13 protein-coding genes are annotated in these 11,100 nt (G+C 61.2%); 8 read left to right on the top strand and 5 right to left on the bottom strand.

From position 1 onward, the window contains the following. Positions 1–268 precede the first annotated feature (268 nt). The 3 genes from CKW29_RS17860 (at position 269) to CKW29_RS17850 (ending at position 4,289) form a co-directional block, all read left to right on the top strand. Positions 269–1,612 carry an aromatic acid/H+ symport family MFS transporter gene (locus tag CKW29_RS17860; RefSeq protein ID WP_095145494.1) on the top strand — a complete coding sequence of 448 codons (1,344 nt, stop codon included), beginning with the start codon at positions 269–271 and terminating at the stop codon, positions 1,610–1,612. A gap of 84 nt (positions 1,613–1,696) precedes the next feature. After that, on the top strand, positions 1,697–2,908 hold the full coding sequence (locus CKW29_RS17855; RefSeq protein WP_095145495.1) for a benzoate/H(+) symporter BenE family transporter: 1,212 nt from the start codon (positions 1,697–1,699) through the stop codon (positions 2,906–2,908). Between the two features lie 112 nt (positions 2,909–3,020). After that, entirely contained in the window at positions 3,021–4,289 is a 1,269-nt protein-coding gene (locus CKW29_RS17850; RefSeq protein ID WP_095145496.1) for an OprD family porin, read from the top strand. 8 nt (positions 4,290–4,297) lie between these two features. On the opposite strand, the gene CKW29_RS17845 is transcribed toward CKW29_RS17850, so the two are convergent. Further along, positions 4,298–4,540 carry a DUF2790 domain-containing protein gene (locus tag CKW29_RS17845; RefSeq protein WP_095145497.1) on the bottom strand — a complete coding sequence of 81 codons (243 nt, stop codon included), beginning with the start codon at positions 4,538–4,540 and terminating at the stop codon, positions 4,298–4,300. Between the two features lie 121 nt (positions 4,541–4,661). On the opposite strand from CKW29_RS17845, the gene CKW29_RS17840 reads away from it, so the two are divergent. The 3 genes from CKW29_RS17840 (at position 4,662) to CKW29_RS17830 (ending at position 6,676) form a co-directional block, all read left to right on the top strand. Then, the gene (locus tag CKW29_RS17840; protein WP_095148906.1) at positions 4,662–5,594 is read left to right on the top strand and encodes a LysR family transcriptional regulator; all 933 of its coding nucleotides are present in this window, start codon (positions 4,662–4,664) and stop codon (positions 5,592–5,594) included. A gap of 116 nt (positions 5,595–5,710) precedes the next feature. After that, positions 5,711–6,397: an energy-coupling factor ABC transporter permease gene (locus CKW29_RS17835; protein WP_095145499.1), complete on the top strand. Its 687-nt coding sequence runs from the start codon at positions 5,711–5,713 to the stop codon at positions 6,395–6,397. A gap of 63 nt (positions 6,398–6,460) precedes the next feature. After that, the gene (locus CKW29_RS17830) at positions 6,461–6,676 is read left to right on the top strand and encodes a hypothetical protein (protein ID WP_095145500.1); all 216 of its coding nucleotides are present in this window, start codon (positions 6,461–6,463) and stop codon (positions 6,674–6,676) included. A gap of 9 nt (positions 6,677–6,685) precedes the next feature. Here the strand turns inward: CKW29_RS17830 and yacG are convergent, their stop codons facing one another. Genes yacG through CKW29_RS17810 form a run of 4 tightly spaced genes read right to left on the bottom strand, consistent with a single transcriptional unit; the run spans position 6,686 to position 9,595 of the window. Further along, on the bottom strand, positions 6,686–6,886 hold the full coding sequence (yacG, locus tag CKW29_RS17825; protein WP_095080809.1) for a DNA gyrase inhibitor YacG: 201 nt from the start codon (positions 6,884–6,886) through the stop codon (positions 6,686–6,688). After that, positions 6,883–7,506: a dephospho-CoA kinase gene (coaE, locus tag CKW29_RS17820; RefSeq protein WP_095145501.1), complete on the bottom strand. Its 624-nt coding sequence runs from the start codon at positions 7,504–7,506 to the stop codon at positions 6,883–6,885. The genes yacG and coaE overlap by 4 nt, the downstream gene beginning before the upstream one ends. Next, positions 7,503–8,375, bottom strand: a complete 873-nt coding sequence (locus CKW29_RS17815) for an A24 family peptidase (RefSeq protein ID WP_095145502.1) — start codon at positions 8,373–8,375, stop codon at positions 7,503–7,505. Before CKW29_RS17815 ends, coaE begins: the two co-directional genes overlap by 4 nt. A 2-nt stretch (positions 8,376–8,377) precedes the next feature. After that, positions 8,378–9,595 carry a type II secretion system F family protein gene (locus CKW29_RS17810; protein WP_095145503.1) on the bottom strand — a complete coding sequence of 406 codons (1,218 nt, stop codon included), beginning with the start codon at positions 9,593–9,595 and terminating at the stop codon, positions 8,378–8,380. Positions 9,596–9,924: 329 nt separating this feature from the next. On the opposite strand from CKW29_RS17810, the gene CKW29_RS17805 reads away from it, so the two are divergent. Together CKW29_RS17805 and CKW29_RS17800 are read left to right on the top strand one after the other, a co-directional pair. Further along, positions 9,925–10,341, top strand: coding sequence for a pilin (locus CKW29_RS17805; RefSeq protein ID WP_095145504.1), 417 nt, complete (start codon positions 9,925–9,927; stop codon positions 10,339–10,341). A 300-nt stretch (positions 10,342–10,641) separates the two neighbouring features. Beyond that, the gene (locus CKW29_RS17800) at positions 10,642–10,998 is read left to right on the top strand and encodes a BON domain-containing protein (protein WP_095080816.1); all 357 of its coding nucleotides are present in this window, start codon (positions 10,642–10,644) and stop codon (positions 10,996–10,998) included. Positions 10,999–11,100: the final 102 nt, after the last annotated feature.

The raw sequence follows: 11,100 nt of genomic DNA, 5'->3' as shown, positions 1-11,100 counted from the left end.
CAGCCACGTGAAGGTCTAGTCGGATTTTTCCCGTCCGCCAGTCTGTTCCGACAAATGGACTGTCAAAAGTGACAGTTGCGTAATGTGTTTTTTTCTGAGCGCCGGGGGCTGCCGTGCAGTGTTCCCCTGGCATCCATGCCTGCACAAAGCGGATAACGATCTGCGCTGAGCGGATATTGCAGCGCCCCTGACATCCCTACCCTCGGTTCTACGCACGTTTACCGCGTTACCGACGCTCTTAAAAAAACAACAACAAGAGACAGATGCCATGCGCAAGATCGACGTACATGAGGTTATCGACAACGCTCGTTTCAACCGCTTTCACTGGATGGTGCTGTTCTGGTGTGCCCTGATCATCATCTTCGACGGCTACGATCTGGTGATCTACGGCGTGGTGCTGCCGATGCTGATGAAAGAGTGGGGGCTCAGCCCTCTGCAGGCCGGCGCGCTGGGCAGTTATGCCCTGTTCGGGATGATGTTCGGGGCGCTGTTTTTCGGCCCGCTGTCGGACAAGATCGGGCGTAAGAAAGCCATCACCCTGTGCGTGATCCTGTTCAGCGGCTTTACCGTGCTCAACGGTTTTGCCCGCAACCCCACCGAGTTCGGTCTCTGCCGGTTCATTGCCGGGTTGGGTATTGGGGGTGTGATGCCCAATGTGGTGGCGCTGATGAACGAGTACGCGCCGAAAAAAATCCGCAGCACCCTGGTGGCGATCATGTTCAGCGGCTACTCGGTGGGCGGCATGCTCTCGGCCGGGCTGGGCATCGTGCTGATCCCCAGCTTTGGCTGGCAGTCGGTATTTTACGTGGCGCTGCTGCCATTGCTGTTGTTGCCGCTGATCATGTACTTCCTGCCCGAGTCAGTGGGTTTCATGCTGCGTCAGGGACGCCATGCAGAAGCACGCAAGGTGCTGGAGCGAATCGATCCGGGTTATGTCGCGCAGACCGACGATCAACTGCACATGAGCGAAGTGAAGGGCACCGGCACACCGGTGTTGCAGCTGTTTCGCGAAGGGCGGGCACTGCGCACGCTGATGCTGTGGTTGGCATTTTTCTGCTGCCTGCTGATGGTCTACGCCCTGAGCTCCTGGTTGCCGAAACTGATGGCCAACGCCGGTTACAGCCTTGGCTCGAGCCTGTCGTTCCTGCTGGTGCTGAACTTCGGTGCCATCTTCGGTGCGGTGGGTGGGGGGGTACTGGGTGACAGGCTCAACCTGCCACGGGTGCTGGCGGTGTTCTTCGCCATGGCGGCGGTGTCGATCACCTTGCTCGGTTTCAACAGCCCGATGCCGGTGTTGTACCTGCTGATCGCCATTGCCGGCGCCACCACCATCGGCTCGCAAATTCTGCTGTATGCCTGCGCCGCGCAGTTTTACTCCATGGCCATTCGTTCCACCGGCCTGGGCTGGGCCTCGGGCATTGGCCGTAACGGTGCCATCGTCGGTCCGCTGTTGGGCGGTGCCTTGCTGGGGATCAGCCTGCCGCTGCAACTGAATTTCATGGCGTTCGCGTTGCCCGGGGCCGTGGCGGCCATCGCCATGACGGTGTTCGCCATCAGCAGTCAGCGCAGCGCCAAAGGCGTTGCCCAGGCAATGACACCGACCAACGCCTGACCCGGGCTGTCCGTTGATGTTCTCCAAACAAGAGCGACCGGGCCAGCGCCACGGATCGCCTGATGAGTCTTGCGCCGAGGTGCCATGAAAGCGTTACTCCACGACTTTTCCCTGTCTGCCGCGGTCGCAGGATTTATCGCCACGGTGATTTCCTACGCCGGTCCCCTGGTGATTATTTTTCAGGCGGCCGAGGCGGCACACCTCTCGCGGGAAGTGCTGTCGTCCTGGATCTGGGCGATTTCCATTGGCAGCGCGCTGCTGGGCATCGGCTTGAGCCTGCGCTACCGCGTGCCGGTGATCATCGCGTGGTCGGCACCGGGCTCGGCGTTGCTGGTGGCGTTGCTGCCGGACATTGCCATGCCTGAAGCGGTGGGCGCCTACCTGGTCAGTAGCCTGATCATTTTTCTGGTCGGGGTGTCGGGTGCCTTTGACCGGATCATCGGCAAGCTGCCTGCCGCGATTGCGGCGGCGATGCTGGCGGGGATTCTGTTCAGCTTCGGCACCGGGTTGTTTGTGTCCCTGCAGGGCAAGCCGCTACTGGTGCTGGCGATGTTTGCCACGTACCTGGTGTGCAAGCGTGTCATGCCACGCTACGCGGTGTTGATGGTGCTGCTGGTCGGTTGCTCGATCGCCTTTGTTTCAGGGGAGCTGCAGCGTGATGCACTGGTGATCGGTCTGGCGACGCCGGTCTGGATCATCCCCGAATTCAGCCTCGGTGCAACGCTCAACATTGCCTTGCCGCTGGTGATGGTGGCCCTGACCGGGCAGTTCGTCCCGGGCATGGCGGTGCTGCGTGCCAGCGGATACACCACGCCGGCCAGCCCGATCATCGCCAGCAGCGCGCTGGGGACCGCGTTGTTGGCACCGTTTGGCTGCCATGGGCTGAATCTGGCGGCCATTACCGCCGCGATCTGCACCGGGCGCGAGGCCCACGAAAATCCGCGCAAGCGTTATGTGGCCGGGGTCGTGGGCGGGCTGTGCTACCTGATGCTGGGGATCTTCGGCGCCACCCTGGTCTCGCTGTTCTCGGCCTTTCCCAAGGAGCTGATCGCGGCCCTCGCCGGGCTCGCTCTGTTTGCCGCCATTGCCGGTGCCCTGGCCGGCGCGATGGCCGTGCCGAATGACCGCGAAGCGGCGCTGGTGACCTTTCTCGCCACCGCCTCGGGCATGTCGCTGTTCGGCTTGTCCGCTGCGTTCTGGGGGCTGATTTTCGGCATGGTCACGCACCTGTTGTTGAGTGTGCGGCGTCCCGCTTCTGCCGCCCAGGCGGCGGATTCCCGAGAGGTCGCGCGCTGACGCCCGTCAGCGTTCGCGCGATCGGCTTCAACCTGCTTCAGCGTCCCCCGCCGCAAGTGCGCAGGGGGTGGCGCCCTTCAACCTGTCGATCCAAAACAATAAGAGAACAACGATGAAACAGAGTCTCCCAACAACCGGTTCCGTGTTGTCCCTGGCGCTCGCCTCGGGTTTTTCCACTGGCGCACTGGCTGCCGAGAGTGGCTTCATCGAAGACACCAGCGCCACCTTGCAGGCCCGCAATTACTACTTCAGCCGGGACTTCTCCGACATCGTCGGGGCTAACCCGCAATCGAAGGCCGAGGAGTGGGCGCAGGGCTTCATCCTCAACGTCAAGTCCGGGTACACCCAGGGCACCGTCGGGTTCGGCATGGATGTCATCGGCCTGCTGGGCCTCAAGCTCGACAGCAGCCCGGACCGGGTCAATACCGGCTTGCTGCCGGTGCAGGGTGACGGGCGTGCCGCCGATGACTACAGCCGCCTGGCCGGTGCGTTGAAAGTGCGTTACTCCAGGACCGAGTTGAAGGTTGGAGAGTTGCAGCCGAACCTGCCGGTACTGGTCTTCAGCGATATTCGCTTGCTGCCGCCCAGCTACCAGGGCGCCAGTATCAGCTCCAGCGAGATCAATGGCCTGACTGTGCAGGGTGGCCACTTGCGGTCGACCAGCCTGCGTAACGAAGCCGGCGACGAGAAGATGCAGGCCATGCTCGGCCATGTACCGCAGCGCCAGGTCAGCAGCGACGGCTTCAACTTTGCCGGTGCCGATTACGCCTTCAATGACAAGCGCAGTTCGCTCAGTGCCTGGTACGGGCAACTGGAGGACATCTACAACCAGCGCTTCCTCGGCCTCAAACACAGTGAGCCAGCGGGCGACTGGGTCCTGGGCGCGAACCTGGGCTATTTCGATTCGCGGGAAGACGGCCAGCAGTTGTTGGGCAACATCGACAACCAGGCGTTCTTCTCCCTGCTGTCGGCCAAGCGCGGCGGTCACACCTTTTATGTCGGCTACCAGGGCATGTTCGGCGACAGCGCCTTCCCCCGAGTGTTTGCCAATATCTCACCGCTGGGCAACGAGGTGCCGACCTATGAGTTTGCCTACACCGATGAGCGCTCCTGGCAGGCCCGTTACGACTACGACTTTGCCGCCCTCGGCATGCCGGGGTTGACCAGTACCGTGCGGTACATCAGCGGCAATAACGTCGATACTGGCAAGGGGTATGAGGGCAAGGACCGCGAGCGGGACCTGGATATTGGCTATGTGCTGCAGAGTGGCAGCCTCAAAGGCTTGGGGATACGCGTACGCAATGCCATGGCGCGTTCCAACTACCGCAGCGACATCGATGAAAACCGTCTGATCTTCAGTTACACCTGGACACTGCGCTGAGCCGGTGACTACAGGCCACTGGTGCAGTTGCCCATGACCTGATACGTCACGCGGTGAGTCTGGCCTTGGTGATCGACATAGACCATGGTGGCCGGTTCAACGTCGCAGGCCGTAGCGGTGGGCGTGATCGACACCACCCTGGCAATGTCCAGCGGCTGCGCCGGAGGGTAGGGCGTGGCGGCGGACTCAGTGCCGGCGGCCATCGCAGAGGTGGCGACAATCGTCAGCAACAGGCTGATCAGGGTTTTCATGGTGGGGTACTCCGTGTTGATTCCGATACCTGAAGTCTAATCTTCGCCCGTCATCGAAAAAGGGCTGAACACCTGATGCAGCCTTACATGAAACGTAACAGTCACGGCCCCCTGGAGGCTTATGGATTTGCTCAATAACTTGCGGGTGTTTGTTCGTGTCGTGGATTGCGGCAGCTTTACCGCCGCCGCCGATGTGCTCGACCTTTCTACCGCGCAAGTGTCCCGCCTGGTCGCGGATCTGGAGCAGCATGTACAGGCGCGCTTGCTGCAACGCACCACCCGGCGGTTGAGCCTGACGGAGGCCGGTGAGCGTTTCTTGCTACGCAGCCGGCAAATACTTGAGGAAATGGAGGAGGCCACGGCAGAGGCCCGTGGCGCTCACCTGAAACCCAGTGGCCGGCTGCGGGTGCACAGCATGAATGGCCTGGGCGTGTTGATCACGCCGTTGATCGCTCGATACTGTGAGCTGTACCCGGACGTGGTGTTCGAACTGACCCTGTCACAACGCAATCCCGACCCCCTGGAGGAAGGCTTTGACGTGGTGATTTCGATTGCCCTTGAACTGGCCGATTCGCAGTCGGTCGCCCAGCCTCTCGGGCAGATCTACAGCGTGCCCTGTGCCGCCCCGGCGTACCTGCAACGCCAAGGGGTGCCGCAGCATCCGCTGGCGTTGAACGATCACTGTTGCCTGCGCATGCTCGACCCCCTGTACAGCGATCAATGGCTGTTTCATGACGCGTCCGGCGAGCATGCCGCCAGCCCGGCCAAGACGTTCCAGTGCAACGTGGCCGAGTCGATGGTCAAGGTCTCCGAGTCGGGCATGGGGATCAGCCTGATTCCGTTTTATGCGGCGACGCGGCCGTTGAGCGACGGCAGCTTGTTGCGCCTGCTCCCGACCTATCGTCCCCGTGAGCGCAAGGTGTACGCGCTGTACCCGTCGCGGCGCTTTCTCGATGCCAAGGTCCGCACCTGGGTCGACTTCCTCAAGGTCGAGTTACCAAAGGTGTTCGCCGAGCACGACGGGGTGATCAATGACCCAAGGCACTGGGCCTGAGGTCGAAGGCAGCGCGAAGGGCGGTGTAGACTGACGGCCTGTTCCCGTTCCAAGGAGTCTGACGTGAAGGTCTGCACAGTGGGGTTGCCAGGTGTTGGGTGCGAGAGTGTCCAGCCATGATCGGTGCCGAGTTGCTGTCACCCGAAAGCCTCACGGTGGGCTGGTTGATCTACGTGCCCGTGCTGGTCTGGGCCGCGTTGCGAGCGCCCTGGGTCGAACTGTTCAGTGACAGTCGCCGCCAGCATTTGCTGTTCGGCACGGTGTTTGCGCTGTTCATGCTGTGGCTGGTGCGACGGGACTTCGAGACGGGCGTGTCCTATCACTTTATCGGCATGACCGCCGTGACCCTGCTACTCGATTGGCCGCTGGCGATAGTCGGTGGCCTGGTCGCCCAGTTGGGGCTGGTGCTGCTGGGGCGCCAGGATCTCGCGGCGCTCGGGGTCAATGGTGCCTTGCTGATTCTATTGCCGGTGCTGGTCACCGAAGGCTGCGCGATCCTGGTGGAGCGTGCCCAGCCGCGTAACCCCTTTGTGTACATCTTCTGCTCGGGTTTTTTTGCCGCCGCGCTCTCGGCCTTGCTCTGCCTGCTGGCAGCCCTGGGGCTGTTGTGGTTCGACGGGCGCTTTGCGATGCCGGAGTGGCTGGAGGATTTTGTCGGCTACCTGTGGCTGATCATCTTCCCCGAGGCCTTCATCAACGGCATGGTCGTCAGCGCGCTGGTGGTGTTCTGCCCCGAATGGCTGGAGACGTTCAACCGTACGCGTTACTTGTCGGCGCCGTGGAAGGACGACGACAAGCCTTGATCCTTATCAAGGGACTGGCGCGCAGGCGAACTTATGCTCCGGGAAATTCTCAGGAGTATCGGTATGAGTGTTTACGAGTGGGCGAGGCAAGAGCTGCGCAACAGTCTGGTATCGGCGCAGGAAGCCGGCTTTGAACCGGGTTTGAGCCTGCGCGCCTTGCTCAGTGCGGTGGTGCAGCAGAGCAAGGCGGTACGCAATGCCGAGGATCTGGCCGATGAGCTGCAGTTTCTCGCCGAGAACCTCGATGACGGTGAGGACTACAGCTTCATGCGGCCCTGATCCGCGGGATCAGTGGCGGGGTTCGAAGTCTTCGCTGAACAGATCGTCCTCGGCATCCGGGCTCACCGGGATCTTGTGTTCCTCCGAGGCCCAGGCACCCAGGTCGATCAGTTTGCAGCGGTCCGAACAAAATGGCCGGAAGGTGCTGGACGGGCTCCATTCAACCGGGGCACCGCAGGTTGGACAAACAACGACAGGGGGTTGGCTCATGACTGGCCTCCACGCAAAGTAAGGTAAAAGTTGTGCAGGCGTTCGACTTCGCTGTGCAGCCAGGCGAGGTCGCGGTCGTTGACCACCACATCGTCGGCGCGGCTGAGACGATCCCGGCGGCTGGACTGGGCCTTGAGGATTGCCTGGACCTGTTGTTCGCTGGTCTGGTCGCGCTGCAGGGTGCGTTCGATCTGCAACTGCTCCGGGGCATCGATCACCAGCACGCGCTGGGTCATGGCCGATTGCCCGGACTCGATCAGCAAGGGCGAGACCAGAATCGCATAAGGCGATTGGGCGCGGGCCAGGTGAGCGGCGATTTCCTGGGCAATCAGCGGGTGCAGCAGTTTCTCGAGCCAGCGGCGCTCATCCGGGATTTCGAAGATCAATTGACGCAGGGCGGCGCGATCCAGCTGGCCGTCGGCTTGCAGCACGCCAGCACCGAAGTGCTCGGCAATCTGCGCCAGCGCCGGGCGACCGGGTTCTACCACCCAGCGGGCGGCATGGTCGGCATCGACCGTGTGTATGCCCAGATCGATGAAGTGCCGGGCCGCGGCGCTTTTGCCGCTGCCGATGCCACCGGTCAGGCCGAGAATCCAGGGTTTTTCCACAGGGGTATTCATTTCAAACCGACAGACTGCCAATAGAAGTTAGTTATTTGACCACCCCAGAGCAAGGCAATCCAGCCGGCAATGACCAGATAAGGACCGAAGGGGATCGGCGTCGAGGTCTCGACCTGTTTCAAGCGCAACCAGATCACCCCCGCGACCGCGCCCACCAGCGACGACAACAGGATCGTCAGGGGCAGGATCTGCCAGCCACCCCAGGCGCCGAGCAGCGCCAGCAGCTTGAAGTCACCGTAGCCGATGCCTTCCTTGCCGGTGATCAGCTTGAACAGCCAATACACCGACCACAACGCCAGATAGCCCGCGACCGCGCCCCACAGGGCATCGTGCAGCGGCACGAACAGTCCGAACGCGTTGACGATCAACCCTAGCCACAACAAGGGCAGTACCAGCACGTCCGGCAGCAACTGATGATCGGCGTCGATCAGGCACAGCGCCAGCAACCCCCAGCTCAAGACCAGCACCATGACCGCCTGCCAGCCGAAGTCGAAGTGCCAGGCGATAAATCCCGACAGCACGCCACAGGCCAGTTCGGTCAAGGGATAACGGGCACTGATCGGGGCCTTGCAGCTTGAGCAGCGGCCGCGCAGGAGCAGATAGCTGAGCAGCGGAATGTTTTCCCAGGCGCGCAGTGGATGCTGGCAATGCGGGCAGTGCGAGTGCGGCAGCATCAGGTTGTAGGCGGGGCCCGGTGTTTCGCTGGGCAACTCCAGCACTTGTCGAGCCTGTTCCCGCCATTCGCGCTCGAGCATTTGCGGCAGGCGCCAGACCAGCACATTGAGAAAACTGCCGATCACCAGCCCGAGCAAGCAGGCGGTGGCGGCAAAGGCTGTAGGGTAATCGGCGAATAAGTCACTCAAGGGCATGTTCAAATCGCTGAGCCAAGTTGGAAGATGGGCAGGTACATGGCAACCACCAGCCCGCCGACGATAACGCCGAGCACCACCATGATGAAGGGTTCCATCAGGCTGGTCAGATTATCGACCAGCGAGTCGACTTCCGCTTCATAGTAGCTCGCGACGTTGTCGAGCATCTCCTCCAATGCTCCCGACTCTTCGCCAACAGCCGTCATCTGCACCGCCATGCCGGGAAACACGCCGCTGGTACGCATCGAGAAGTTCAACTGCATGCCGCTGGCGACATCCTGCCTGATGCGCAGCACCGCCCGTTTGAACACGCTGTTGCCGGTCGCGCCGGCCACGGCGTTCAGCGCCTCCACCAGTGGCACACCGGCGGCGAAGGTGGTCGACAGGGTACGGGCATAACGGGCTACCGAGGACTTGCGCACGAGCGTACCGACCAGGGGCAGCTTCAGCCATAGGCCGTCCAGCCAGTCGCGAAAACCGGGTGAGCGTCGATGGGCATGGCGCAGCCCCAGTACGCCGGCAATCAACCCTGACAGCAGCAGCCACCACCAGCGCTGCAGGAGTTCGGACAGGCCGATCACCATCAGGGTGAACCCCGGCAGTTGCGCGCCGAAACCGGCAAACACCGACTGGAATTGCGGTACCACGTTGATCAGCAGGATGGCACTGACGATCACCGCGACGAGGACCACGGCCAGCGGATAGGTCATGGCGTTCCTGATCCTGGCCTTGAGGCTCTCGCTCTTTTCCTTGTAGGTCGCGACCCGTTCCAGCAGCGTGTCGAGGGCGCCGGCCTGTTCGCCGGCGTCGACCAGGTTGCAATAGAGTTCGTCGAAACAGGCCGGCTGTTTGCGCAGTGCATTGGCGAAGCTGCTGCCGGCCGCGACGTCCTTTTTAAGTTCGCCCACCAGGGTGCGCATACCCGGGTGGTCGAAACCTTCGCCAATGATGTCGAACGACTGCAACACCGGCACCCCGGCCTTGATCATGGTCGCCATCTGCCGGGTGAAGACGGCAAGATCCTGCGCCTTGGGCCGCTGTGTGACGCTGAACAGCGAGATGGACTTCTTGCGTACCTTCCCCGGGACAATTCCCTGTTTACGCAACCGGGCCTTGATCAGGGCCGGGCTATGGCCGCTCAACTCGCCGGTGATGGTATGGCCTTTGCTGTCACGGCCTTCCCAGGTGTACACGCTGATCTTTGCTGCTTTGACCGCCATTGCTCAATCCTTGGTGACCGGGTTGATTGCTTCAAGGCGGGTGCCGCCTCCGGCTGTGCAGGCCTTGGGTTCGTAGATCCTGAAACGACGGATGCGTTCCCGTGGCGGCCTTCCTTGAGTTGGTCATTGATTCGCAAGCCTAGCCAACGGACGGCGAGGCGTGGGTGCTCTGAGGTGACAAATAGTGTCAGTTAGTGCGGTTTTTCAGAGCCGTTGAGCGGCAGCGGACGAGCGGGACCCCATCAAACACAGGGCGTAGGGGTTGGCATGTGCTGTGCTTCGACCAGCCCGGATCATGAGATTTCAGCTCATGCAGGGGGGCTAGATGTATGAAGCAACAAAACGGTTTTACCCTTATCGAATTGCTCGTCGTGGTAGCGATCATTGGCATCCTGGCGACCGTCGCCTTGCCGATGTACTCCAAGTATCAGGCGCGTACCAAGGTCACTGCCGGGCTGGCCGAGATTTCGGCACTGAAGGTGCCCTTTGAGGACGTGATCAACCAGGGCGATGACCCGACACTGGAGCGGCTCGGTGGTCGGGCCAGCACCAGTAACTGCGCCATCACCGCTTCAGGTACCGCATCCACTGGCGCTGGCAGTATCGGCTGCACGATTGTCAGTGCGCCGGGGGCGGTGCTGAGTAAAACCATCACCCTGTCGCGTACGCAAGACGGTGGCTGGACCTGCGTGACCACGGTTGGGTCGGACTATTCACCTAAAGGCTGTACCGCCAGCGACACCTGAGTGCCTGAGCGTTTTTCGAGATGCCTTGCCTGAAATGACGAGGCATTTTTGAAGGGGCGATGGGAACATGAGACTTCGACGGGTTCATGGTCTTGGTCCTGCGATAAAACCGGCAACTTGCATGTCGAGAATACCCGGGTCATGCAAATTGCATGATTTCGGGGGTGTTGGATTTTTTGTAACTAATTGATTTATAAGGTTTTAACTGTTGATCAGGCGTTGGCACAACCTTCGCACTATCCTTGTTAACCCTGCTGGGAATGCACACAGCAGACTTTCTGGTTAACAGGAGTTACTCGTATGAAGAAGTTCGCTATCGCTGCTGCAACGGCTACCGCTCTGACCCTGACCATGGCCAACGCTGCTTTTGCGCAGACCACTCAAACCACCCAGTCACCCATGACGCTGGCGGCCGGAGAGATGGATAAAGCTGCCGAAGCTACTTCCGATACCTGGATCACGACCAAAGTCAAAAGCGATCTGATCACCGAGAAAGGCATTCCGGGCACCGACATCAAAGTCGAAACCAACAAGGGGGTCGTGTCATTGTCCTCGACTGTCGCACTCACCGCCGCCCAGAAAACCACCGCGGTGAACATCACCAAGAGCATCAAGGGCGTCATGGCCGTATCGGCTGACGGCCTGAAAACCCAGTAACAGGCAAGGCTTCTCGCCTGGACCGGGAGAAGACGCGACAAGCGGGCCGAGCCATACGCTTGTCGCAACTCTCAGCCCACAGGCTGTGCTCATTACAGGCCC

It is taken from the genome of Pseudomonas sp. Irchel s3a18 (assembly GCF_900187535.1).
Taxonomy (GTDB): Bacteria; Pseudomonadota; Gammaproteobacteria; order Pseudomonadales; family Pseudomonadaceae; genus Aquipseudomonas.
This window is presented reverse-complemented; position numbering and strand designations above follow the sequence as displayed.